Origin of the sequence: Streptomyces sp. NPDC051133 (assembly GCF_040682635.1) — a bacterium.
Classification (GTDB): Bacteria; Actinomycetota; Actinomycetes; order Streptomycetales; family Streptomycetaceae; genus Streptomyces.
Window position 1 is genome coordinate 187,913 of record NZ_JBFBBK010000003.1, and the last position, 22,906, is coordinate 210,818.

The 22,906-nt window shown below is 71.7% G+C and carries 29 protein-coding genes, 1 tRNA gene and 2 pseudogenes; 20 read left to right on the forward strand and 12 right to left on the reverse strand.

What is annotated here, in order from left to right:
* Window positions 1-70: 70 nt before the first annotated feature.
* The 6 genes and pseudogenes from AB0N17_RS05230 to AB0N17_RS05255 all read right to left on the reverse strand — a co-directional run bounded on the left by AB0N17_RS05230 (window position 71) and on the right by AB0N17_RS05255 (window position 3,173).
* Complete coding sequence (locus AB0N17_RS05230) at window positions 71-571, reverse strand: GNAT family N-acetyltransferase (protein WP_366009758.1); 501 nt, start codon at window positions 569-571, stop codon at window positions 71-73.
* A 157-nt stretch (window positions 572-728) separates the two neighbouring features.
* Window positions 729-1,100: pseudogene (locus AB0N17_RS05235) on the reverse strand (GNAT family protein); the annotation flags it as partial.
* A gap of 14 nt (window positions 1,101-1,114) precedes the next feature.
* Window positions 1,115-1,555: an SRPBCC domain-containing protein gene (locus tag AB0N17_RS05240; protein ID WP_366009759.1), complete on the reverse strand. Its 441-nt coding sequence runs from the start codon at window positions 1,553-1,555 to the stop codon at window positions 1,115-1,117.
* Window positions 1,556-1,653: 98 nt separating this feature from the next.
* Window positions 1,654-1,992 (reverse strand): metalloregulator ArsR/SmtB family transcription factor, encoded by a 339-nt coding sequence (locus tag AB0N17_RS05245; protein ID WP_366009760.1) that lies wholly within the window; start codon window positions 1,990-1,992, stop codon window positions 1,654-1,656.
* A complete protein-coding gene (locus AB0N17_RS05250; RefSeq protein ID WP_366009761.1) occupies window positions 1,989-2,453 on the reverse strand; it encodes an SRPBCC family protein in 465 nt (154 codons plus the stop codon). The genes AB0N17_RS05245 and AB0N17_RS05250 overlap by 4 nt, the downstream gene beginning before the upstream one ends.
* 111 nt (window positions 2,454-2,564) lie before the next feature.
* Window positions 2,565-3,173, reverse strand: a complete 609-nt coding sequence (locus AB0N17_RS05255; RefSeq protein ID WP_366009762.1) for a TetR/AcrR family transcriptional regulator — start codon at window positions 3,171-3,173, stop codon at window positions 2,565-2,567.
* Window positions 3,174-3,219: 46 nt separating this feature from the next.
* On the opposite strand from AB0N17_RS05255, the gene AB0N17_RS05260 reads away from it, so the two are divergent.
* The 5 genes from AB0N17_RS05260 to AB0N17_RS05280 all read left to right on the forward strand — a co-directional run bounded on the left by AB0N17_RS05260 (window position 3,220) and on the right by AB0N17_RS05280 (window position 7,040).
* Complete coding sequence (locus AB0N17_RS05260) at window positions 3,220-3,684, forward strand: SRPBCC family protein (protein WP_366009763.1); 465 nt, start codon at window positions 3,220-3,222, stop codon at window positions 3,682-3,684.
* Between the two features lie 96 nt (window positions 3,685-3,780).
* Window positions 3,781-5,013: an MFS transporter gene (locus AB0N17_RS05265; protein ID WP_366009764.1), complete on the forward strand. Its 1,233-nt coding sequence runs from the start codon at window positions 3,781-3,783 to the stop codon at window positions 5,011-5,013.
* Between the two features lie 261 nt (window positions 5,014-5,274).
* Window positions 5,275-5,880, forward strand: a complete 606-nt coding sequence (locus AB0N17_RS05270; protein WP_366009765.1) for a PRC-barrel domain-containing protein — start codon at window positions 5,275-5,277, stop codon at window positions 5,878-5,880.
* The gene (locus AB0N17_RS05275; RefSeq protein ID WP_366009766.1) at window positions 5,877-6,329 is read left to right on the forward strand and encodes a PRC-barrel domain-containing protein; all 453 of its coding nucleotides are present in this window, start codon (window positions 5,877-5,879) and stop codon (window positions 6,327-6,329) included. Before AB0N17_RS05270 ends, AB0N17_RS05275 begins: the two co-directional genes overlap by 4 nt.
* Window positions 6,330-6,521: 192 nt before the next feature.
* The gene (locus AB0N17_RS05280; protein ID WP_366009767.1) at window positions 6,522-7,040 is read left to right on the forward strand and encodes a hypothetical protein; all 519 of its coding nucleotides are present in this window, start codon (window positions 6,522-6,524) and stop codon (window positions 7,038-7,040) included.
* 51 nt (window positions 7,041-7,091) lie between these two features.
* Here AB0N17_RS05280 and htpG read toward each other — a convergent pair whose 3' ends face one another.
* Complete coding sequence (gene htpG, locus AB0N17_RS05285) at window positions 7,092-9,008, reverse strand: molecular chaperone HtpG (RefSeq protein WP_366009768.1); 1,917 nt, start codon at window positions 9,006-9,008, stop codon at window positions 7,092-7,094.
* A gap of 108 nt (window positions 9,009-9,116) precedes the next feature.
* On the opposite strand from htpG, the gene AB0N17_RS05290 reads away from it, so the two are divergent.
* A tRNA-Leu gene (locus AB0N17_RS05290) sits at window positions 9,117-9,191 on the forward strand.
* An 18-nt stretch (window positions 9,192-9,209) separates the two neighbouring features.
* Here the strand turns inward: AB0N17_RS05290 and AB0N17_RS05295 are convergent.
* Window positions 9,210-9,659 (reverse strand): hypothetical protein, encoded by a 450-nt coding sequence (locus tag AB0N17_RS05295; RefSeq protein WP_366009769.1) that lies wholly within the window; start codon window positions 9,657-9,659, stop codon window positions 9,210-9,212.
* Between the two features lie 122 nt (window positions 9,660-9,781).
* Here AB0N17_RS05295 and AB0N17_RS05300 point away from each other — a divergent pair.
* From AB0N17_RS05300 to AB0N17_RS05310, 3 genes and pseudogenes are all read left to right on the forward strand, one after another.
* Window positions 9,782-10,048: pseudogene (locus AB0N17_RS05300) on the forward strand (SDR family oxidoreductase); the annotation flags it as partial.
* Window positions 10,049-10,197: 149 nt separating this feature from the next.
* Window positions 10,198-11,262 carry an LAETG motif-containing sortase-dependent surface protein gene (locus tag AB0N17_RS05305; protein ID WP_366009770.1) on the forward strand — a complete coding sequence of 355 codons (1,065 nt, stop codon included), beginning with the start codon at window positions 10,198-10,200 and terminating at the stop codon, window positions 11,260-11,262.
* A gap of 52 nt (window positions 11,263-11,314) precedes the next feature.
* Complete coding sequence (locus AB0N17_RS05310; protein ID WP_366009940.1) at window positions 11,315-11,470, forward strand: hypothetical protein; 156 nt, start codon at window positions 11,315-11,317, stop codon at window positions 11,468-11,470.
* Here AB0N17_RS05310 and AB0N17_RS05315 read toward each other — a convergent pair.
* Window positions 11,464-11,994 (reverse strand): helix-turn-helix domain-containing protein, encoded by a 531-nt coding sequence (locus AB0N17_RS05315; RefSeq protein WP_366009771.1) that lies wholly within the window; start codon window positions 11,992-11,994, stop codon window positions 11,464-11,466. The genes AB0N17_RS05310 and AB0N17_RS05315 overlap by 7 nt on opposite strands.
* A gap of 119 nt (window positions 11,995-12,113) precedes the next feature.
* Here AB0N17_RS05315 and AB0N17_RS05320 point away from each other — a divergent pair, with 119 nt between their 5' ends.
* The 4 genes from AB0N17_RS05320 (at window position 12,114) to AB0N17_RS05335 (ending at window position 15,302) form a co-directional block, all read left to right on the forward strand.
* Complete coding sequence (locus tag AB0N17_RS05320; protein ID WP_366009772.1) at window positions 12,114-12,626, forward strand: SRPBCC family protein; 513 nt, start codon at window positions 12,114-12,116, stop codon at window positions 12,624-12,626.
* Window positions 12,626-13,672 (forward strand): LLM class flavin-dependent oxidoreductase, encoded by a 1,047-nt coding sequence (locus AB0N17_RS05325; RefSeq protein ID WP_366009774.1) that lies wholly within the window; start codon window positions 12,626-12,628, stop codon window positions 13,670-13,672. Before AB0N17_RS05320 ends, AB0N17_RS05325 begins: the two co-directional genes overlap by 1 nt.
* A 129-nt stretch (window positions 13,673-13,801) precedes the next feature.
* On the forward strand, window positions 13,802-14,272 hold the full coding sequence (locus AB0N17_RS05330) for a flavodoxin family protein (protein WP_366009775.1): 471 nt from the start codon (window positions 13,802-13,804) through the stop codon (window positions 14,270-14,272).
* Window positions 14,273-14,363: 91 nt separating this feature from the next.
* Window positions 14,364-15,302, forward strand: a complete 939-nt coding sequence (locus AB0N17_RS05335; protein WP_366009776.1) for a MerR family transcriptional regulator — start codon at window positions 14,364-14,366, stop codon at window positions 15,300-15,302.
* Window positions 15,303-15,313: 11 nt separating this feature from the next.
* Here the strand turns inward: AB0N17_RS05335 and AB0N17_RS05340 are convergent, their stop codons facing one another.
* Window positions 15,314-15,931: a hypothetical protein gene (locus AB0N17_RS05340; RefSeq protein WP_366009777.1), complete on the reverse strand. Its 618-nt coding sequence runs from the start codon at window positions 15,929-15,931 to the stop codon at window positions 15,314-15,316.
* Between the two features lie 79 nt (window positions 15,932-16,010).
* Window positions 16,011-16,529 carry an NUDIX hydrolase gene (locus AB0N17_RS05345; RefSeq protein WP_366009778.1) on the reverse strand — a complete coding sequence of 173 codons (519 nt, stop codon included), beginning with the start codon at window positions 16,527-16,529 and terminating at the stop codon, window positions 16,011-16,013.
* Window positions 16,530-16,584: 55 nt separating this feature from the next.
* Between AB0N17_RS05345 and AB0N17_RS05350 the strand changes: the two genes are divergently transcribed.
* Together AB0N17_RS05350 and AB0N17_RS05355 are read left to right on the forward strand one after the other, a co-directional pair.
* The gene (locus AB0N17_RS05350; protein WP_366009779.1) at window positions 16,585-17,328 is read left to right on the forward strand and encodes a PIG-L deacetylase family protein; all 744 of its coding nucleotides are present in this window, start codon (window positions 16,585-16,587) and stop codon (window positions 17,326-17,328) included.
* 385 nt (window positions 17,329-17,713) lie between these two features.
* Window positions 17,714-18,415, forward strand: coding sequence for a class I SAM-dependent methyltransferase (locus AB0N17_RS05355; protein ID WP_366009780.1), 702 nt, complete (start codon window positions 17,714-17,716; stop codon window positions 18,413-18,415).
* Between the two features lie 9 nt (window positions 18,416-18,424).
* On the opposite strand, the gene denD is transcribed toward AB0N17_RS05355, so the two are convergent.
* Window positions 18,425-19,426, reverse strand: coding sequence for a D-erythronate dehydrogenase (gene denD / locus AB0N17_RS05360; protein ID WP_366009781.1), 1,002 nt, complete (start codon window positions 19,424-19,426; stop codon window positions 18,425-18,427).
* Between the two features lie 212 nt (window positions 19,427-19,638).
* On the opposite strand from denD, the gene AB0N17_RS05365 reads away from it, so the two are divergent.
* The 5 genes from AB0N17_RS05365 (at window position 19,639) to AB0N17_RS05385 (ending at window position 22,866) form a co-directional block, all read left to right on the forward strand.
* Window positions 19,639-19,806, forward strand: coding sequence for a hypothetical protein (locus AB0N17_RS05365; protein WP_366009782.1), 168 nt, complete (start codon window positions 19,639-19,641; stop codon window positions 19,804-19,806).
* A 94-nt stretch (window positions 19,807-19,900) separates the two neighbouring features.
* Complete coding sequence (locus tag AB0N17_RS05370) at window positions 19,901-20,299, forward strand: hypothetical protein (protein WP_366009783.1); 399 nt, start codon at window positions 19,901-19,903, stop codon at window positions 20,297-20,299.
* 87 nt (window positions 20,300-20,386) lie between these two features.
* Window positions 20,387-21,277, forward strand: a complete 891-nt coding sequence (locus tag AB0N17_RS05375) for a Fic family protein (RefSeq protein ID WP_366009784.1) — start codon at window positions 20,387-20,389, stop codon at window positions 21,275-21,277.
* 58 nt (window positions 21,278-21,335) lie between these two features.
* Window positions 21,336-22,514 (forward strand): DSD1 family PLP-dependent enzyme, encoded by a 1,179-nt coding sequence (locus AB0N17_RS05380; RefSeq protein ID WP_366009785.1) that lies wholly within the window; start codon window positions 21,336-21,338, stop codon window positions 22,512-22,514.
* 25 nt (window positions 22,515-22,539) lie between these two features.
* Window positions 22,540-22,866: a hypothetical protein gene (locus AB0N17_RS05385; RefSeq protein WP_366009786.1), complete on the forward strand. Its 327-nt coding sequence runs from the start codon at window positions 22,540-22,542 to the stop codon at window positions 22,864-22,866.
* Window positions 22,867-22,906: the final 40 nt, after the last annotated feature.

Here is a 22,906-nt window from a genome sequence, read left to right on the forward strand (position 1 = left end):
GACCGGTGGTTCTCATCGCCCCGATTTCGACGAGGCTCACCGGCACTCGGGCGACCGACGTCACGTGACCTCACCGGTGCCCTGGTGAAGCGAGCGCGAGCCGCCAGTTGTTGGAGCGCATGAGGTTCCCCGGCGGATACTCGAACGTACACTCCTCCACCCATGCGAATCCTGCCTTTCGGCACACGGCGTTGGATGCGCCATGGTGGACGGACGGGAACGCGTGGAGCCACCGGCGCGAGCCGTCTCGGCCGGCCCGTGCAGCGCAGAGCCGAAGCGCCTCGACCGCGAAGCCGCGGCCCTGGTGCTCGGGCAGTATGCCGTAGCCCGTCTCGTAGACGGGCTCCCCGCCCCACTCCCGCGTCCAGTAGCCGACCGATCCGACCACCCGGCCGTCCAGGGCGGCCAGGAACATCTGGCCGTCAGCGAGGGCGAGATACCGCTCGTGACGGCGCCGGAGCTGCTCGGCGGTCTCCGGACCGCCGAGGTGTTCCGTCAACTCAGGGGTGTTCTGCCGGTGCAGCAGGTCGATTCCTTGATCGGACCACGGGGCCAGGCTGAGCGATGTCATGCGCCGACGCTAGTACCCGCCTCTGACAATCGGGCCGATCAGCCGGATGACGCTGATCGTCGACGGCACTGACACTCCGTGGAAGCCCACCGGACCGCCGCCTTCGGCGACGACCGTCCCCCGTCGGCGAACGGCCCGGTGGCCACCCGGCTTCACGTCACTCCGATCCGTCTCGTACGAGAGCGGACACCGGCTGGTGGCGCGCCAGGCTTCGAGCGATCCCGGCTTCGAGCCCCGCCCTGCAATCCGGCCACTCCTCCGCGGTGATCGAGAAGATCGCGGAGTCGCGCAGCCGACCGTCCTCGCCGGGTGCCCAGGACCGCGACCAGTTCCGCATCACTCCCTCGAACCGGGCGCCCGCCTTCTCGATCGCGGCCCGCGAACGACTGTTGCGCGCATCGGTCTTCAGGTCCAGGCGTGCCACATCCCAGTTCTCGAACGCGTGCCGGAACAACAGGTACTTGGCCTCGGTGTTCATCCCGGAGCCCTGGGCCGAGGCGGCGAGCCAGGTGAACCCCACCTCGATCGCCACTCCCGCCGGGTTCAGTGCCAGTTGCTGATCCGGACGTCGTGCGGCGCCGGCTCGCCCTTGCCGGTTTCGACCAGCTTCTTCAGGCTCAGCAGGAAGGTCGCCCACTTGGTGCTGCAGTGGTACATGAACTCGGACTGCTCCTTCCAGCCCTCGTGCCGGAAGAGCACGATCGTGAAGCCGTCCTCCTGCTTGAGCTCGAAGCGGATCCGCGTGCCGATCCACTCCTCGGGGCCGTCCACGACCTCCCAGAGCACGTGTTCGGCGGGCTGGGCCTCCAGGACCTTCATGTCGAACCCGCCGGGCACGAAGCGGAACCGGAGCACTCCGCCGACCCGGGGATCGCCGTCGGTCTCCTGCGTCCACCAGTTCGCCAGCCCCTCGACCGTGGTCAAGGCCTCGTAGACGTCGCCGGGAGACGAGGTGACGCCGATCCTGTGCAGGATGTCCAGCATTTCGTTGCCTCTTTCTCGTTCTTCTCGATTCGGTGCCCGGATTCATGGGCGGATGTTCAGTGCCGTCACGGAGGTGACGACGTCCGTTCGTGGAGGGGTCAGCCTTCCCGGCCGCGCTGGATCGCCTCGGCGATGCGCTTGATGCGCTGCAGCCGGGCGTCCCAGGTGGCACCGACCGCCGACAGCTGGGCGATCGCGCGGGCGAGCTGGGCCTCGTCCACCTCGTAGAGGCGCTCACGTCCGGACGGCGTGACGTGGACCAGACCGACCCGGTTCAGTACACCGAGGTGCTTGGCCACCGCCTGCCGTGTGACCGGGAGTCGCTCGCTCAGCGTCGTCGCCGTTCCTCCGCCGTCGGCCAGCAGCAGGTCGAGCATCCGCCGTCGGGTCGGGTCCCCTACCGCCGACCACAGCTCGTCGTCGATGGTGACGCTCATGGCGTCGAGACCAGCCGGGCGACATAGCCGACGAGGCGGGGCAGGAAGAAGTCCCAGCCGGTGACGTGCTGCCGGTACTGCTCTTCGAGTACGGCCGCCTCCCAGCCCTTCTCGCGGAACCCCGTCTCGGTGAAGCGGAGCAGCGTGCCCGTACCGGATGCGACCAGGTCGAAGGTCACCAGGAGGGAGTTGGCCGAGGTCGCGGCCTCGGCCTCGTCGTAGACCCAGCGGAAGGAGAACCGCCGGGGCGGGTCCGCCTCGACCACCGTGAGCGGTACGACCTTCGTCTCGGGCGTGGTCCCGTCCCCGAACGAGATGGCCCCGGTGGCGCCGGGCACCGGCTCGAGCTCTGCTTCGTCCGGCCACCACTCCCGCAGGTGTTCCGGCCTGCTGACGACCTCGTAGACGACCTCGGGCGTGGCGTCGATGCGGATCTCGCGCTCGATGCTGCCGTATTCCATTTCCACCCCTCCATCCTCTCGCAACCATCGGTTGCACATAAGCCTAGGGCGGTCGTCTCACATGCGCAACCATTAGTTGCTCATAAGCCTTCGCCGGTCTTCGCCCCGGCGTCACTCCGAGCCGTAGTACAGCCGGAGGAACTCCTCCATCGCCGCGTCGACGCCTGCGCGGTCGCCGGTGGCGAGCAGGTCGAGCAGCAGGCCGCGGACGGTGGCGAGCCCCAGCCTGGCGCGGTTCCGGGCCGCGGCAGGGTCCACCCCGGCGGCGGTCTCGGCGGCCGCGAGTGGCTCCAGCCAGTCCGACACGAGCCCGTCGAGGACGGGGACGGCCTCGGGCCGGCCGCGCAGCGCGTGCCCGCAGATCTCGAAGAAGAGCCGCTCCTGGCCGGCCAGCCGAGGGTCCGTCAACTCCCGCCACAGTCGCCGCGCGACGCCGGAGGGCGAGAGGCCGGGTTCCAGACGCAGCTGGGACAGCAGCTCGCGCCGGCGCCGCTCCGAGGTCCGGACGATCTCCACGAGCAGCTGTTCCTTGGACCCGAAATAGTGGATCAGCATGCGGTGACTGACCCCGATCGCCGCCCCCAGCCCGCGCAGGCTCAGATCGGCGATGCCGTGCGCCGTGACGTGATCCACCGCCGCGTCCACCAGCCGGGAGCGCCGGTCCACGCCCGTGCCGTGCGCGGCCTCGCCCGCGGGATGCCCGTCGCCCGTATCCACCACGCCGCGAGTGTAACCATTGGTACATGGCGCATGTACCGTGTGGTACATGAAGTCTGTCATCGTGTCGATCGACGTACCGCAGACTCCCGAGCAGGTCTACGACTTCCTCGATGTCATGGCCCACCACGAGCGGTTCACCGACCACTACCTGTCCGACTGGCGTTACGGCGGCCCCGCCCGGGGCGTCGGATCGCGCGCCAGGGTCACCGCGTCGCTGGGCGGCACGACGACCGACGTGACCGTCGAGGTCGTCGAGGCCGACGCCCCGCGGCGCATCGTCGAACGCAACGTGAGCGCGGCCGGCAGGCGCCTGGCCCACGGCACCTACTCCATCGCACCGCTGCAAGCCGGTGGCAGCAGCGTCTCGTTCACGTACGCCTGGACGCGCGCCCCTCTCCCCGACCGCCTGCTGGCTCCCGTCGTCCGGGCCATGATGCGGCGCGCCAACCGCACGGTCATGCGCCGCCTGGCCGCCGAGTTGGCCCGCCACGCGTCCGCCGACGGCCCCTGACGTGCCGCCAGGGCCCTGCGCTCGCCACAATGGACCAACGAAGCAGGCACCGATTGGGACTGCCCGGCGGCCCACTCGGCCTCTAGCGTCACTCGTGTGACACATCGACCGCACCGTCTTCTGGCCCTCGCCCAGCTCGCCAACTCCCTCGGAGACGGCGCCTATTACGTGACCTCGGCGCTCTACTTCACCCGGGTCCTCGGGCTCGCCCCCGCACGCGTGGGGCTCGGGCTCACCCTCGCCTGGGCGGCCGGTTCGCTGCTCGGGCTGCCGCTCGGGCGGCTCGCGGACCGGCGCGGGCCCCGCGGCACATCGGTCCTGCTGGCGGTGGGGACCTCCGCGGCGGTCGCGTCGTTCCTCCTGGTCCGCGGATTCGTGCCGTTCGTCCTCACGGCATGTGTCTATGCCTCCGCGCAGTCGGGGCTCGCGGCGGCCCGGCAGGCACTGGTGGCCGGACTGGTGCCGGCCGGGGAGCGGACGGGGATGCTCGCACGGCTCCAGTCCACGCTGAACGGCGGGCTCGCGGTGGGCGCGGCGGTCGGCGGGCTCGCGCTGAGTGCCGGGAGTGCGGCGGCGTACCGGGGTGTGCTCGCGCTGGACGCGCTCTGCTTCCTGGCCTGCGCGCTGCTCCTGCTGCGCCTGCCCGCCGTGACCGCCGTGGCCTCCGCCGGCACGGGCGCCGGAAGCCGGCGGTTCGCGGTGCTGCGGGACCGGCCGTACGCCCTGGTCGCACTCCTCAACGCCGTCCTGTTGCTGCGCCTGCCGCTGCTCAGCCTCGCGCTGCCGCTGTGGATCACCGAGCGGACCGGGGCGCCGGCCTGGCTGGCCTCGGGGCTGTTCGTGCTCAACACGCTTGCGGTGACGCTGTTCCAGGTGCGTGCGGCCAGGACCGTGACAGGACTCGGCAGCGCCCTGCGGGTGCTGCGCAGGTCCGGGCTCGTGATGCTCGCGTCCTGCGCGGTGTTCGCACTGTCGGCAGGGCGGTCGGCCTGGCCCGCGGCGGCGTTCCTGATCACCGGTGCGGCGCTCCAGGTGGTGGCGGAGATGCAGCAGTCGGCGGGCTCCTGGCAGCTCTCCTTCGATCTGGCGCCGGCCGACCGGACAGGCGAGTACCAGGGTCTCTTCGGCACCGGCGTGACCGTCGCCCGCACCCTGGGGCCGGGTGTGGTGACCTGGCTGCTGCTGGACTGGGGCACGCCCGGCTGGCTGCTGCTGGGCGCGCTGATGCCGGTCGCGTCGTACGCGATGGGACCCGCCGCACGCCGGGCGGCCGGCCGCCGTACGCCTCACGAGACCGGCCGGCCCGCACTCGCGGGCGACTGCCGCTGAACGCCCCGCGCGGGTCGGACTCCCGCCCTGCATCGACGCGTGGTGTGCCGCGCTGCGGGCAACCGGAAGCACAGGGAGAGGCAGTACGACCCGGGCACGGCTGCTAAGGAGGTCGGTGATGGTGTGGTGGGGCTGGATTGTCCTACTGATCGCGGTGATCGGGCTGAGTGCCGCGGCGGCGCTGGCGGTTCAGGCCAAACGCCGGGCCGGGACGGTAATCGCGGTGCGCGACGGGCGCCGGTCCGGCCGAGGAGGCCCGCGATGACCACACTCATGCTCGCCTCCGACGTGACCAAGCGGGAGGTCGTGACCCTGAGCGGCGAGGCGGTGGCGCGGATCAAGGACACCGTCTTCGACGCCGCGGCGGGCCGGATCATCGGATTCACCCTCAGTGGCCGGGGTCTGCTGGCCGGGCCGCTGAAGCGGAGTCTGCCGTTCTCCGCCGTGCACGCCGTGGGGCCCTCGGCCGTGATGATCCCGAGTGAGGAGGTCCTCGAGGACCGGGACGCGGTCGTGGCGTCCGAGGGGGCCGGAGGTGGCCAGGTGATCGGGGCGCCGGTGGTCACCGACCAGGGCACCGGCATCGGCACGGTACGCGACGTGGTGATCGAGGCCGGAGCCGGCGGGCGTGTCGTCGGCTTCGAGGTCGACGCCGACAAGCCCCTCGACCGCCACCACCGCCGGTTGTTCGTCCCCCGCGGGCAGACGCTGGCCGTCTCCGGTTCCGCGGTGGTCGTCCCCGCGCGGGCCGGCCGCTTCGTCGCCGCGGACCTGCCCAGCTTCGCAGCCCAGGTCGAGGCCTTCCACGCGGGTGCCGACCATCCGGCCCCGGACCTGCCCGCACCCGGCGAAGGGGGCCTCGCATGAAGCTCTTCACACAGGTCAGGGGCCTTCCGGTGATCACCGCCGAGGAGGCGGCGACCCTGGGCACGGTGAAGGACCTGACGATCGATGCCCGCACCCGCTGCATCGCCTGCCTGCGCCTGTCCGGGGCGCCGAAGGACGCGGCGGTCGTCGACTGGGACGAGGTGGAGGCGGTGGGGCAGGACGCCGTGATCGTGCGCTCGCGCGCCGCCGCCGGGTCCGGAGCCGATTCGGCGCCCGAGCACCATGAAGCGGTGGGAAGCCGCGTCCTGACCGAGGACGGCAGTGAGCACGGCACCGTGAAGGATGTCGCGTTCGACCCCGTGTCCGGCCGGATCCTGACCCTCTACACGGCGCTCGGCGACATCGCGGGAGACCGCCTCATCGGCCTCGGCTCCTACGCCACGGTCGTCCACGCGGAACGCTCGTCGGTCAGCCCCTCGTCCCTGTGACGTACGCCCGGTACAACCACGTGCCGGCCGCCGGGCCGGGGCCGGGCCGGGGCCGGGGCCGGACGAACCGACCCCGAGTCTCAGCTCCACGGACGGGCGGCCCGGGCGGCGAGCCCGCGGCACGATGCCGGCGTGACGGGGCGTGCCGGCCCGGACCTGGACGCGTGCGGGGCCAGGCCCGACGATGGCCGGATGGATCTTCACACTGAACTGCCCCCGGCCGTGGACGCGGTCGGCCTGTCGGCACTGGCCGACGGCCACCACGCCCGTATCGCCGGCGCCTTGGGAGCCCGGGCGGTCGCCGGTCATCTGCTGAAGGTGTACGCGCTCCGGACGCCGGGGCGTACGGTCGGTCCCCAGGCCGTGGACGCGGCGCTGGAGGTGGCCGCGGGCCATCTGGCGCTCGGCCGGCTGCGCGGTTCGCTGGGCCTGGCGGTGCTCATCGTGCACGCCGGCGGTGACGGCGACTATGTCCTCGTGCACACCTGGATCGAGGGCCACATGTCGGATCTGGCCGTGTTCACCGGCCCGGCCGGGCAGCCGGCACAGCTTCGGCCGGGCCGGGCGGGGCTCGCGCCCTGCGTCTGGGAGGCGGCACTGCTCGCGCACGAGCGGGAGGCGTTCTCCCGGCACGTCCTCGACGGCACGGGTGCTCTCGCGGACCGTCTGACCACCTGGAGCGCGGACACCCTTGAGGGCGGGATCAGATGACCCGCGGGTGGTGCCGAGGCGCCGTGCCCCGGCACCACCTCGCCGTCAGGGTTACAGCGCGCGCTCCAGCCGGTCCGCCATCAGCCGTACGAACCGGGCCGGTTCCTTCGGCCGGCCGCCCTCGGCGAGCACCGCCAGGCCGTGGAGGAGCTCGGTGGTCTCGGCGAGCTCGGTGTGGTCCGCGCGTTCCTTGTAGGCCTGATTGAGGCCCTTCACCAGCCGGTGGTCCGGATTGAGCTCCAGGATCCGCTTGGCGGTGGGCACCTCCTGGCCCATCGCGCGGTACATGTTCTCCAGCGCCGGGGTCAGATCCTGGGCGTCGGAGACGACACAGGCAGGGGAGACGGTGAGGCGGGAGGACAGCCGTACCTCCTTGATGTCCTCGTCCAGTTGCTCCCCCATCCAGCCCAGCAGCCCGGCGTACTCCTCGGCCCGCTGCTCCCGCTCGCCTTCGGTGGTCCCGGTCCCCTCCTCCTCGGCGTCGAGGTCGATCCTCCCCTTGGCGACGGACCACAGCTTCTTGCCCTCGTACTCCCCGACGGCGTCGGCCCACACCTCGTCGACGGGGTCGGTGAGCAGCAGCACCTCGATGCCGCGGTCCCGGAACGCCTCCATGTGCGGGGAGTTCTCGATGCTCTGCCGGGACTCCCCGGTCAGGTAGTAGATGTCGTCCTGACCCTCCTTCATCCGCTCCACGTACTGCTGGAGGGTGGTCGGCTCGGTGTCGTGGTGCGTGCTCGTGAAGGAGGCGACGGCGAGGATGGCGTCGCGGTTCTCGGAGTCGGTGACCAGTCCCTCCTTCAGGACCGTGCCGAACTCCCGCCAGAACGTGGCGTACCGGTCCTGGTCCTTGGCCTTCATGTCCTTGAGCGTGGACAGCACCTTCTTGGTCAGCCGTCGCCGCATCATCTCGATGTGCCGGTCCTGCTGGAGGATCTCGCGGGACACGTTGAGCGAGAGGTCCGCCGCGTCGACGACGCCCTTGACGAAGCGGAGGTACGGCGGCAGCAGCGCCTCGCAGTCGTCCATGATCAGCACGCGCCTGACGTACAGCTGCAGGCCGCGCTGGTAGTCCCGGGTGAACAGGTCGTAGGGGGCGTGCGCCGGCAGGAACAGCAGGGCCTGGTACTCGAACGTGCCCTCCGCCTGGAGGCGAACGGTCTCCAGCGGGTCGCGCCAGTCGTGGCCGATGTGCTTGTACAACTCGTGGTACTCGTCGTCGGACACCTCGTCGCGGGGCCTCGCCCACAGCGCCTTCATCGAGTTGAGCGTCTCGGGTCCGGGTGCCCCGTCGCTCGGGTCGGCGGTGGCGGAGTCCTCGGGGAGCATCCGGATGGGCCAGGTGATGAAGTCCGAGTACCGCTTGACGATCTCCCTGATCTTCCAGGGGGCGGTGTAGTCGTGGAGCTGGTTCTCGGGGTCGGCCGGCTTGAGGTGGAGGGTGACCGAGGTGCCCTGCGGAGCGCGGTCCACCGTCTCCAGCGTGTACGTGCCCTCCCCTCGGGACGACCAGCGGGTGCCGTGGCTCTCGCCCGCGCGCCGGGTCACCAGGCTGACCTCGTCCGCCACCATGAAGCCGGAGTAGAAGCCGACCCCGAACTGGCCGATGAGCCCCTCGGCTCCGGCCTCGTCCTTGCTCTCCCGCAGTTCCCGCAGGAACTTCGCGGTGCCCGAGTGGGCGATCGTGCCGATGAGCTGCACGACCTCGTCGTACGACATACCGATGCCGTTGTCCCGCACGGTGAGGGTGCGGGCGTCGTCGTCGATGCCGATCTCGATGTGCGGATCGGAGACGTCGGCGTCCAGCGAGTCGTCCCGCAGCTTCTCCAGACGCAGCTTGTCCAGCGCGTCGGAGGCGTTGGAGACGAGCTCACGCAGGAAGACGTCCTTGTTGGAGTAGACCGAGTGGATCATCAGCTGCAGCAGCTGACGGGCCTCCACCTGAAACTCATGAGTTTCAGTCGCCATGTTCGCGATTACCTCACGCGTCCTGTCGCCGGATCTGACGGCAGACACTGTAAAACACCAGAATTCCTCGCCGCGCTCCCGGAGTTCCGGAGTATGATCAACGGCAAGGCGGGGTCGTAGCACAGAGGTAGTGCGCCGCGACAGCATCTCGGAGGACGTCGGTTCGAATCCGACCGCCCCGCCCCCTCCGCACCTCGCGCGTCAGCCGGCGAACACCCGGCCCTGCTTGACGACGTAGTGCGCCGGCCCGGAGCAGCCGATCGACGGCGTGATCAGCAGGCTCACGGTCAGGGGTGCGGGCTCCGTGCTCGCGGCCGAGAACGCGCAGACGGCACCGCTGCCCGTGAGCGGGTACCAGAACCACCCGTCGACATCACCCACGGTGACCCGGTCGGACTCCTTCCAGACGCCCTTGGCGTGCGTGTAGACCCGCAGCCGCACGGAGGCGGCGTACGGGTCCTGCGTCGACCGCACTGCGGTCAGTGTGACCTTGTAGTCGCCGCCGAGGACGGAGGAGGCGATCAGCCGGGTCCTCGGTGCCGCGGTGCCGGCGTCGGACGCCCCGGCGTCGGCGGCGCCGAGGCCGATCGCCATGAGAAGAGTGCAGGCGGCGGTCGCGACGCCGCGGACATGGGTGCGGACGAAGCTCATGGGCTCCCCCGTTCGAACGAGTTGTACCGAAAGGCCGGATTGGTTCGTACGGTGGTGAAGACCCGTCACGCGGCTCAGGGGTTGTACGGCCGTGCCGGCGAATCCGCCGGACGACACGGCCCACGCGGGCATGGGCCGCGGAGTTCGGCCCGGCGGGCGTGCGGGTGAACGCCGTCTCCCCGGGCGTGATCCTGCCCCCGGCCGCGGCGGGCAGCGACCCCCATCCCGGCGAGATCATGATGAAGGGCACCCCGGCCGGTGCCGTCGGCACACCGGACGCCATCGCGCATGCCGTGGTATGGCTGGCGAGCGACGAAGCGGCCTTCGTGCACGGCACGGTGGTGGATGTCGACGGAGGCAGGACGGGTGTCGCCGTCATCGCCGCGTAGGGCGGGGGCGCTCCCGCACGTCCCACAGGTCACTTTCGGCCATGTGTGACGTGGATCATATAAAGAAAGTGTGAGTGCTGGGGCAACTCTTGACCGCCTCGCCGGGTCATGACTGCGAACACATTGATCACTTACGCCCCGAGGTTCGCATGAAGCTTCGCCGTTCCCTGGCCCTCGCCGCAGCGACGGCCGCCATCACCCCGGCCGTGCTGCTCACGGCCCCGGTCGCGTACGCGGACGAGGACGGTCCGTCGTCCGCCGTCACCGAGACGGCTCCGAGCGTGGACGAGTCCACGCCCGCCGCCGACGACACCACTCCGTCCACCGACGACACGACCCCGGCCGGTCAGGAATCCACGCCTGCCGCGCAGGACAGCTCGCCGGCGGTGGCCGGATCCAGCCCGGCGGCCGCCGAGTCGGCGTCGCCCGATGCCGCGGCCTCCCCCTCGGCGCCGGCGTCGGCCTCGGCGTCGGTCTCCGCGTCGCCCTCGCCCTCCGGGTTCCCGGCGGAATGCGCGGACACCGACGAGCCGAAGTTCGACAAGGACCTGCACACCACCCTCTCCGGTCTGCCGTCGAAGGTCGTCGCCGGCAGTGGCTTCCACGGCTTCACGCTGAACGTGAACAACTCCGGCGACCACGCTTACCAGCGCGTGGACCTCGGTGTGTTCGCCGCGCAGGTGAACGACGACGACTTCATCGAGGACACCAGCCACCTCACCCTGCAGTTCAAGGACCCCTCGTCCGGCACGTGGGAGAACATCTCCCTGGACGAGAGCGACGAGGGCGCCGGATACGTCGGCTACACCGAGGTCAAGGCCCACGAGTCCTTCTCGATCGACATGCGCCTGAGCGTCGACAAGTCCGCGCCCGCGGGGCTCGGTTACGCCGTCAGCATCGGCATGTACGCCGACGACGAGGGCAACTGTGTCTACTCGGGCGACGACAGCTTCTACGAGTTCGACATCCTCAAGGCGGGGGCGACGCCGGGCGACTCCGGTGACGCCAAGCCGCAGGGCGGCAAGAAGCCCCTGCCGAAGAAGCAGCCCACCGGCAACAACAAGATCGAGCCCCAGGGCCACCTCGCCGAGACCGGCTCCGACTCCGCGCTGCCGCTGATCGGCCTCGCGGGCGGTGCCGCGGTCGCGGTCGGCGCGGGCGCCGTGTTCGTCGTACGCCGCCGCAAGAGCGCCGGCGGTGGCGCCGCCGTCTGACCCACTCCGCCGGTCCGAACCACGACCTCGTGAGGAGGAAGGGGCCGCACCCGTGACGCTCACGGGTGCGGCCCCGCTGGCCGGTCACTCGGTGAGGCATGCGGGCGTCGCCGTGCGCGCCGCCGACGGACGGTGGCTGCTGCACGCGGGCGACGCGTACATGTATCACGGCGAGCTGACCCACACCCCGCCCCTCGCAGGTCAGTGATCGGTCGGTTTCGGTGCCTCCGCGGCGTCGAGCTTGAAGCGTCGGCGGACGTCCGGGCGGTCCAGCAGCCCGGGCGGGTAGCCGGGGCCCGGTCGTGGGGTGACGTCTTCCCAGGCCAGGGGCTCCTTGCAGTGCGCGCAGACGACTTCGGCGCGGGTGTCGTGGCCGCACGGCTCGTGGCGGGTGGTGACCGGGGCTCCCGTCTCCTCGGCGAGCCAGCGGTCGCCCCAGGCGCCGATCGCCAGCAGCACGGGGAAGAAGTCACGGCCCGGCTCGGTGAGCAGGTACTCGTGCCGGGTCGGCTGGGTCTCGTAGACGCGCTTCTCCATCAGGCCCGCGTCGACCAGCCGACGCAGGCGCTCGGTCAGGGTGTTGCGGGCGATGCCCAGCTCCTGCTGGAAGTCGTCGAACCTGCGGATGCCGTAGAACGCCTCCCGCAGCACCAGCGGGGTCCACCGGTCGCCGAGCAGGTCCATGCTCCTGGCCACCGAGCAGGGCCAGTTCGCGAACGTCGTGCGCCTCATGGACCGATGATACGAGTCTCTCACCGAAACTCAGCAGGCCAATGCGTGCTCCAGCCCTTGCGGGAGTCAGTCTCAATACGCAACTATGCACGTCACTCGCGAAGAGGAGTCACGTGCCCATGAAATGGACGGGACAGGTCTACGCGGACACCCCGACGGTGTCCGTGAGCACGTACATCGACGCACCGGTGGAACGGGTGTGGACGCTGGTGAGCGACATCCGCCTGATGCCTCGCCTGAGTGCGGAGCTCCAGGAGGTCGAGTGGCTCGACGGCGCGGCCGAACCGCGGCCGGGCAGCCGCTTCCTCGGCCGCAGCGCCCATCCCGACCTGGGCAGCTGGGAGACGGTCAGCACGGTCGTGGACTGCGCGGCCCCCCGGTGCTTCGGCTGGGCGGTGGGCGACCCCGGCCACCCCTCCAGCGTGTGGCGCTTCACGCTGACCCGGCAGGGTCCGGGGACGGTGCTGGAGCAGTGGGCGCAGATGGGGCCGGCCCCCTCCGGGCTGACCTTCGCCATCGAGGCCATGCCCGACAAGGAGCAGAAGATCGTGTTCGTCAGGCTCCGCGAGTTCGAGACCGGCATGAAGGCCAACCTCGCCGCCCTCAAGGATCTCGCCGAGAAGGAGAAGTGATGCGCACCGCGACCACCATCGAGGCCTCGGGCGGCACCTGGCGGGAGACCGTCGACTTCGTCCTGGAGGCCGAGAAGCTGGGGCTGGACATCTGCTGGGTGGCCGAGGCCTGGGGCAGCGACGCCCCCTCACCGCTGGGGTACCTGGCCGCCCGCACCGACCGGATGCTGCTCGGCTCAGGCGTCATCCAGCTCGCCACCCGTTCCCCGGTGACCGTCGCGCAGACCGCGATGACCCTCGCCGAGTTGTCCGAGGGCCGCTTCCTGCTCGGGCTCGGCGCGTCCGGCCCCCAGGTCGTCGAGGGCCTGCACGGCATCCCGTTCGCCCGTCCGCTGACCCGGATGCGGGAGACGGTCGAGATCATCCGCAGCGCCTTCGCCGGGGAGAGGATCGCCTACCAGGGGCGCCGGTTCACCATCCCGCTGCCCGACGGCGAGGGCCGCCCGATGCGCCTGAGCCTGGCGGCGGTGTCCGTTCCGGTGTACCTCGCCACGCTCTCCCCGAAGATGCTGGAGCTCACCGGTGAGATCGCCGACGGCTGGCTCGGCACGAGCTTCGTCCCCGAGGGCGCCGACGCCTACTTCACCCACCTCGACACGGGACTCGCCCGCGCCGGCCGCACCCGGGCACAGCTCGACGTCTGCCAGGGCGCCGAGATCAACGTCGTCGCCGACGAGGGCGACCTCGCCGGCATCGTGGGCAGCCGCAAGAAGGAACTCGCCTTCTCGCTCGGCGGCATGGGCTCCGGTTCCACCAACTTCTACAACAACGCCTACAGCCGCCAGGGATGGGCGGACGTCGCCGCTCAGGTACGGGAACGCTGGCAGGCCGGTGACCGCGACGGCGCCGCCGCCCTGGTCACCGACGACATGGTCCTGGCCACGACGCTGATCGGCACCGAGCGCATGGTCCGCGAGCGCCTCGAGGTCTGGCAGCAGGCGGGCGTGGACACCGTACGCCTGTACCCGGCCGGCGACACACTGGAGGCACGTGTCGACAATCTCGGCCGGGGCATCGACCTCGTCCGCTCGATCGGCCCTCGCTGAGGACGCCCGGGAAGGCGGGGAACGGAGCGCCTTCCGGTCCGTCCGTGCCCTCGGTTCTCCGTCCTCCGGTGTCACATCCGGCGCCGCTGCGCGGTCCCCACTGCGGTAGCCGGAAAGGGGATCGTGAGGATGAAGGTCGTCATCGTGTGTGCCTCCGTGTCACACGGCAATACGCGCCGTGTCGCCGACACCATGGCCGAGGTACTGGACGCGCAGGTCGTCCGGCCCGGGGAAGCAGATCCGGCCGGGCTTGCCGGGGCCGATCTCGTGGGATTCGGCTCGGGCGTCTTCCACGGCAGGCTCCATCCCCGTCTGACCGAGTTCGCCGGGGCACTCCCGCCCGGACCGGGCAGGGCGTTCGTGTTCGCCACCAGCGGGCTCCCCCAGATGCCGTGGGCGCCGTTCACCCGCCCCCTGATCCGGCTCCTGCGCAGCAAGGGCTTCGAGGTGGACGGGAGCTTCTCCTGCCGGGCGTTCGACACGTGGGCGCCCTTCAAGCTCGTCGGCGGTATCAACAAGCAGCGCCCGAACGACGCCGATCTGGCCGCCGCGCGGGCATTCGCCGAGCGGCTTCGGGACGGGAACGGGGCAGTGTCGTAGACCGGCCGCGGGACGCGGCGGATCTCCCCTGCCGACCACAGGTTCCACGGAGACTTGACTCTCCCCCAGCGGGAGAGATCAGGGTGGGGACATGGACAGCGGCACTCTGTGTTCGATCGGTGAACTGGCGCGGCGCACCGGGCTGACGGTCAAGACGATCCGGTTCTACTCCGACCGCGGCATCGTGCGGCCGGCCGGTCGTACGTCTGCCGGGTACCGCCGTTACGGTCCGGACGCCGTCGCCCGGCTGGGTCTCGTCCGGACGCTGCGCGACCTCGGTTTCGGCCTCGATGTGATCCGGCGCGTCATGGATCGGGAACGCACGCTCAGCGAGGTGGCCGCCGAGCACGCCGCCGCCCTGGAGGTACAGATCGGCATCCTGCGTCTGCGGCAGGCGGTGCTCGCCATCGCGGCCGGCCACGACACCACCTTCGAGGAGATGGAACGCATGCACCGACTCGCCACCCTGTCAGAAGCGGAGAGGCGCCGCTTGATAGACGCGTTCCTCGATGCGATCTTCGAGGACGCCAGTTGGGGAACGGCCGGTCTCGGCGCCGTCCGGCGTTCGCTGACGCCCGAGCTGCCCGACAGCCCCACGCCGGAACAGGTCCAAGCGTGGGTGGAGCTGGCGCAGTTGTCCGCGGACGCGGGCTTCCGCGCCGGTGCCGGAAGCCTGGTCGACGCGTACGCGGCCGAGCTGCCCGACGGCGCCGCCACCCCGCCTCGGCCCGATGTCCTCGCCGTGACCCGCGGCATCGTCGAATCGGCCGTGGCGTCCGGCGTCCGTCCGGACTCGCCGCAGGCCGATTCCGTGGTCGCGGAGCTCACCGCGAGGTGCGCGCTCGTCGTGGGCCGCCCCGACGACGGCCTGTTGCGGGACTGGCTGCTGCACCGTCTGGAAGCGGTGAACGACCCACGCTGGAGCCGGTACTTGAGCCTGCTCGCGGTCATCAATGGCTGGCCGGCTCCGGAGCCCCTGGCGCCGGTGATCGAGTGGTCGGTCCGAGCGCTCAGGACACGGCGTCGTTGAAGCCTTGCACGTCATCCCGCCGGGGGCGGCGTGGGGCCGGTGAACGGGGGCAGGGTCTTGAACTGGTCGTGGAGAGTGACCGTCGGCGTGATGCGGTGCAGCGCGGCGCGTACCAGGGTGAGGGGGTGGTCGGGGAACTGGGCGTCCCACTGCTCCAGGTCGGCCACGTGGTACGGCAGGCCGCCGCCGGCGTACGGGTGGGGCTGAAAGTAGTCGGCCGGTCCGACCTGGTTCATCACCAGGGCCTCCCGCAGACCGGTCGTCGTGCCCTCCGCGGACTGCACCTTCACCACGGTGCTGCAGCGGTCCTTCGGCAGCGTCCAACTGCCGATGAAGGCCTGCCCCTGCCTGCTCTGCAGCGGCATCTTGACCAGCTGGCGCAGCGCCGGCAGCCCGTCCACCGTTCCCACGGTCGCCTCGATGAGGCCGCCGCCGGCCCCCGCCGTCCCCTGCGCGCACCCGTATCGCAGGCGCTCCGGTTCGTGCAGCGGGGCCGGCAGGTCCGGGACGAGGGGGAAGAAGTGGACCGACAGGATCAGTCCCGCCTCGTCGGTCCACAAGCCGGGCTCGCGCTCGGTGAATCCGGTGAGGTCCAGGCCGGTGATCGGGGTCCGGGCGATCGACGTCATGACGATCATCATGCCGGGTCGACGGGAGGACGGGTCACCCGGGCAGGGCCTCTGCGTCGGGCGGCGGAACCGGATCGCCCTACAGCCACCGGTAGTTGGTGTCGTCCAGGGGCGGCAGGAGGGCCTCGGCGGCGTCGACGGGCGCGGTGGGCGTGGGGAGTTCGGCGAGCGGAACCGGTGGGAAGAGGGCCCGGGCGGCCGTGTCCCTGTAGGGCCTCCACGTGAGATGGCCGGCGCCGACGGTGTCGTCGTACTCGACGGTGCGCAGCCCGGCGCGGGTGTGGTGGGCGATGTGGACGCGGAAGACCAGGTGGAGTTTGCGAGGCGGGGTGCCGCCGGGGCGGGTGACCATGGCGTCCCGGATCCACGTCAGTCGCGGCGCGCCGCTCGCCTCCGCGAGGTCCAGGCCCAGTTCCTCGTCGAGTTCGCGTGCGAGTGCGTCGAGGACGGGTTCGCCGGACTCGACGTTGCCGCCCGGCAAGGTGAAGTGGTCCTGGCCGTTCCGGGTGCGGTGGATGAGGGCGATCTCATCGCCGTCGAACAGCGCGGCGGCGACACGGATCTTGATGCGGGCGAACGCTTCGGCCGAGGTCGTCACTGCGAGGCTCTCCTTCGGTGGGCCGGGTGCCGCGATCGACGTAGTCTTGCAGCCCATGACCGAGCCGAAGATCAACGACCTGCAGCCGTTGCCCGACGACTGGCAGCGGGCCCTCGCCGTGGTGGCACACCCCGACGACCTGGAGTACGGCTGCTCGGCGGCCGTCGCCGCCTGGACCGACGCCGGCCGTGAGGTCGCCTATGTGCTGGCGACCCGCGGCGAGGCGGGCATCGACACCCTCGACCCGGGCGTGTGCGGGCCGCTGCGCGAGCGCGAGCAACGGGCGAGCGCGGCCGTCGTCGGCGTCACCCGCGTGGAGTTCCTGGACCACCGGGACGGAGTGGTCGAGTACGGCCCCGCGCTGCGCCGGGACATCGCGGCCGCGATCCGCCGCCATCGCCCCGAACTCGTCATCACCCTCAACCACCGCGACACCTGGGGCGGCACGGCCTGGAACACCCCGGACCACGTCGCCGTCGGCCGGGCGACCCTGGACGCCGCCGCGGACGCCGGCAACCGCTGGATCTTCCCCGAACTCGCCGAGCAGGGCCTGGAGCCCTGGAACGGCGTTCGCTGGGTGGCCGTCGCCGGTTCCGTCAGTCCCACGCACGCCGTCGAGGCGACCCCGGGCCTGGAGCGTGCCGTGCGCTCGCTCCTCGAACACCGCACCTACATCGAGGCGTTGACGGACGAGGATCCGGAGACCTACGTCCGCGGTTTCCTGACCGCCCAGACGACAGCCGTCGCCACGCGCTTCGGCGGAACGCCGGCGGTGGCCTTCGAGCTGTTCGGCCGGTAGTCCTCCTGTATCGGCGCGGCCGGAACCGTGCGGCCGGAACCGTGCGGCCCGAGACCGGCGGGGATTGCATTTCGCTCGACGCGTGCAAGCCCCTCCGGTCTCCGGCCCACTCCCGCGGCTCCGCCGACGGCCGGCGCAAACGACCGCGCACCCATGCCGGTTGAGTACGCGTGCTCAGGCCCGCCGCCCGGGACGTGTCCGCCGGCGGGACCCTCTTCGACCAGGAGGGCACCGGCCACCACGACATCCGTGCTGACCCGCCGGCTCGCCCCGCTCGGCACGGGCGGCTACGGGGCGGCCGTGCCGGTCACGCGGACGGCCGTGACACGCCACCCGTCGTAGGAGGATGCTCTGTCGGCGGGGACCGGCGGCCGGGACGGTGGGCATGGACGAACGCAGGACGCGGGTGCGCGAGGTACGGCGACGGCTGGCGCGGGAGGGGCCCGGACGGACGCGGGACCGTGAGGCGGACTTCGACACGGTGACCGTGCCCGAGCACCACTGCGACCAGCTGCGCGACCTGCTGGTCGCCGAGGGCGTGCAGACGGTCGTCGAGGTCGGTCTGGCGTACGCGAGTTCGGCGCTCGCGATCGGCGAGGCTTTGATCACGGTCGACGCGCCGCGTCCCCGGCATGTCGTCATCGACCCGTTCCAGGAACGCGACTGGTCCAACGTCGGCTGGCAACTGCTGTGTTCCGCCGGGCTGGACGCGATCGCCTCGCTCGTCCTCGCTCCCTCGTCGATCGCGCTGCCCGGGCTTCTCACCGAGGGCCTCACCGCCGACGCGGCGTTCGTGGACGGCAGTCACCGGTTCCATGAGGTCTTCGTCGACCTCTACTTCCTGCGGAAGATCGTCCGGCCGGGCGGCCTGATCGTGCTCGACGACGACTGGGCACCGTCGGTGCGCACCGCCGTGCGCTACTTCGAGCGGAACCTGGGCTGGACGGTGATGGCCGACGCCTTCCCCGCCGAACCGGCGACGGCGCAGGACGCCGGCCCCGCGGCCGGACCGCGGAGCCGCTTCCGGGCTCTCCGGTTGCCCGACCCCTCGTTCGAGCCGCCCTTCGAGGAGTTCCACGCGTTCTGAGCCGGCCGTTCAGGACGCGTCCGTCTGCTCGGCGAGGTGGTCCCGCACCACCGACAGGAAGTCCGGGTCGGGTGCGAGGCCGAGGGCGGCGGCGCGTGCGTTGTCGAACACGGCGGGCCACGAGCCCACGATGGCCTCGACGGCAGGGTCGGGCGCGACGGTCACCAGACCGGCGACGGCGTCGCCGGCCACCTGTCGCAGCGTGGCGAGCATCTCGGCGACCGAGACCGTGAGTGCGGGAAGGTTGACGGGCATCGGCCCTTCGAGCCGTCCCGGCCCGGCACCGCGCTCGGCCTCCGCGACGCGGAGGATCCCCTGGACCGTGCGGCGCGGCGAGGCCAGGGCCACGCGCAGGCCGGGGTCGACCGGGCAGATCGCAGGGTGTCCCGCGAGGGGTTCGCGGATGATGCCGGACAGGAAGCCTGAGGCGGCCGCGTTCGGCCGGCCCGGCCTGACCGCGACCGTCATCAGACGGGCGACACGGCCGTCGAGGAGCCCGCGGCGGGTGTAGTCGGCGATCAGGTGCTCACAGATCAGCTTCTGGGTTCCGTAGCTCGACCGCGGCAACGGCGGCGTCGACTCGCTGATCGCCGGCGGCACGGGCAGCGCCGGGTGGGAGCCGTAGACGGCGAGGCTGCTGGAGAACACCATCCGCGCCCTCGGCCCGCCGCCGGCGGTCTGCGCCCGGGCGGCGTCGAGCAGGGCGCGGGTGGTGTCCAGGTTGGCGCGCAGGCCGAGGTCCAGGTCGGCCTCGCACTCGGCCGACACGGCGGCGGCGAGATGGAACAGGACGTCGACCGGCCGCGCGAACACGTCGTCGAGGCGGTCGACGAGGTCGCCGTGCACGATGTCCACCAGCGGGTCGGTCGCCGCCGGGGAGCCGGGCCGCACGACGCGGTCGGCGAGGACCAGCCGGTCGATCGGCGTGCCGCCGAAGCTCCGTGTGCGCAGCAGCGTGTCGGTGAGCCGGCCCCCCAGGAATCCGGACGCCCCCGTGATGACGATCCTCATGTGATCTCCCCCTCGGCAGTGGTCCCGTTCGGCTGAGACCCTTCACGACGTTCCGCCGGGCCAAACCCCGGGCGCCCGGCAGGCCGGGCGGGGGCCACGACGGTGCACGGGCTCGACGAGCCGCCGGCAGGGCCGCGTGCAAGGCTGTGCGGTGACGGCGCCACCGGTACCCTCTCGGGCGGCGCCGGTACCCGAGCGATCGGAGACAGGCCATGGAACAGCTGGGTGACAAGCCGGAGGAGGTGCGCGAGCACCTCAAGAACGAGCAGGCGCGGGCCGGCAAGGACAAGCCGTCCCGCACCGCGGAACGCAAGGGAGAGGAGCCCGCCGACCGCCCGGCCGCGGACGAGGAGCCCGGATCGCCCGAAGCCGACCGCTAGCCGGCTGAACACCGCCGACCTGGCCGTTCCTCGTCTCCCGGCCCCGCGGAAAATGGCTTGCACGGGAACTGGGCCGATCCGGCAGGCTTGCGCGGTGATCGTCGCTCATTTTCCCGGCTCTCTGAGCTGGGACGAGGTGGACCCCGCCCGGCATCCCTTCGACGCCGCGGCGGCGGAGCGGGTGGTGCGCTCTCTCGGGCCGGCCCGGCGTGTGCCACGCCGCCCCGACGTCCACATCGTCGACCCGGCCCTGTACGCCTGGTGCCGTGAGAAGGGCGAGCCCTGGGCCGACGCCATGTCGCACGCCCTCGTGGAACACTACGGCCGCTGGACCATCGGCTGGCGCTGGTCGCACGACGAAGGGGACTTCGACGGAGGTCCGGTCGGCACGTGGTGCTGCCCGCGGGACTCGATCACGACCCCGGAGGAGACGCTCGACGGTGTCGTCGCGGCGCTGTGCGAGTGGCGCGAGTGGCTGGAGAGGCTCGCCTGACGGTTCGAGGCGTACCCGCTGGATCTGGCCGGCATCGAGGACCAGCGGATCCTGTGGGAGCGCGCCGCCCGGAACCTGATCCTTCAGGTGACCGACCGCACGGGGTGCGGCAGCGGCTGGCACGGGCACTGCCATCAAGTCCTCACCTGGTTCCTCAGCCGCTGGGGCGTCGCACCCGAGGTGGCGGCCGACCTGGTCGACGAGGCCGTCGGCGGCCGGTTCCTGAGCTGGACCGGCCCCCACGACGCGCTGGTCGACGATGTCGCGGAACGGCTCGCGCAGTCGCTCCGGCCGGATGCCGCGGCGGCACCCGCCGAGCCGGCGCCCGACCACCTGCGGCGCTGGCTGGCGATACGCGAGGCCGTGCCCTGGCAGGACTGCCCGCAGGACGGCGGAGCGGGGCCGCTGCCCCCGTCGCTCGACGGCGCCGCCGAGGACATCCGTGTGTTCGACGCCGCCGTGGACCCCGCCCGCGCCCAGGGCCTGCTCGCCGCCCTGGAACTCGTGCGGACCGCCGCGGCCCGCGACGCCCCGCTCGACTTCGCGCTGCTCCGCGGCTGGCAGCAGCACGTCCTGGGCACGCCCGAGCCCCCACCGTTCCGCGATCTGCCCGCCTTCGCCAAGCGGGGCCGGGAGCGCTACGGCATCGGCCCGGACACACGGGCCCGCCTCGACGCCTGCCTGGCCGAGAGCGCGAGGGACGCGGAACGGCCCCTCCCGCTGACCGCCCGCGCGGCACGCGCCCATCTCGACGTCTGCTTCTTCCACCCCTTCGACGACGGCAACGCCCGGTCCGCCTTCCTCGTCCTCGTGTTCGTCCTGGCCCGCGAGGGCGTCGCCCTGGACGCGGTCGGCCTGCTCCGGCGCATCTCGTTCCGGGCGGACGACCCGAAGGGCGGACCGACCCTCGCCCGGTACATCGACATCCACCTCACTGGGCGCCGCCGCACGGTGGACAACCACAGGCAAGATCCTTAGGCTGATTTTCCAGATCTGGACAGTCAGTCCATACAGGTGAGGAGACGGACACCTTCCCGTGAACACGCCCGCCGGCACCACCCGCCCCGAGCCCGCCCCGACCCTGGCCGACCCCGACACCCCGTTCGCCGCCGTCGACGTCCACAGGGTCAGGCGGAACATCGAGCGGCTGGCCGCCCGGGCGGACCGGCTCGGCGTCGCGTTGCGTCCCCATGTGAAGACGGCCAAGAGCCTCGACGTCGCCGCCCTCCTGCGGCACGGCACCCCCTGCCCCGTCACCGTCTCCACCCTGGCCGAGGCCGAGGCGTTCACCGACGGCGGCTACACGGACATCACCTACGCCGTCGGCATCGACCCCCGCAAACTCCCCCGCGTCATCGCGCTGCTGCGCCGTGGCGTCCGGCTGCGCGTCCTGCTGGACAGCTCCGAACAGGCGGCGTCCGTCGCCGAGGCCTCCCGCCGGGCCGGCCTTCCGATCCCGGCCCAGATCGAGATCGACTGCGACGGCCACCGTGGCGGCCTCAAGCCCGACGCCCCGGGGCTGCCGGAGATCGGCCGCGTCCTGCACGAGGCGGGCTGCCTGGACGGCGTGCTCACCCACGCGGGCGAGTCCTACTACGCCCGCACCGCCGAGGACCGGCGCCTGGCGGCGGAGAACGAACGCGACAGTGCCGTCGCCGCCGCCGAACGGCTGCGTGCGGCCGGCCTGCCCGTGGCCACGGTCAGCGTCGGCTCCACCCCCACCGCCCACGCCGCCGAGGACCTCACCGGCGTCACCGAACTGCGCGCGGGCAACTACGTCTTCTTCGACCTGGTGATGGCCGGCCTCGGCGTCTGCGACCTCGCCGACCTCGCCCTGTCGGTCGTCGTCACCGTCATCGGCCACCGCCCCGAATACGGATGGATCATCACCGACGGCGGCTGGATGTCCATGTCCCGCGACCGCGGAACCGCCGTACAGGCCCAGGACCAGGGTTACGGCCTCGTCACCGACCTGGCCGGCGACCTGATCCCGGGCCTGGTCATGACCGCCGCCAGCCAGGAACACGGCACCCTCACCGCCCGCGACGGCGCCCGCCTGCCCGACCTGCCCGTGGGCACCCGGCTGCGCATCCTGCCCAACCACGCCTGCGCCACCGCGGCACAGCACCGCGGCTACCACGTGATCGACAGCGCGCGGCCGACGGAGACGGCCCCGGTCGTGCAGGCACGATGGGACCGCGTCGACGGCTGGTGAACGCTGCCTCCGCTACCCTCCGCCCATGCAGCAGGACCATCCCCTCGTCCGCGACGTCTTCCCGGAACTCACCGCCGAGCTGATCACCCTCCTGGAGAGCGAAGGAGAACGCGAACTGGCCATCTGCGCCTGGGATCTGCGCCTGGTCGACGCGTGCGGCTGCGGCGACGACTTCTGCCAGAGTTTCCGGACCGCGCCCCATCCGCAGGGGCAGCCGTACGGCCCCGGCCATCGATGCGTGCCGCTCCTGCCCTCACGGGGCATGCTCTGCCTGGACGTCGTGGACGGCCGGATCATGTACGTCGAAGTGCTCGACCGGCCACCCATGCGGCGCCGGAGAGAGCCGCCGTAGCACGCCTTACGCGACCGGCTTGGCGCGCAACGCACTTCCG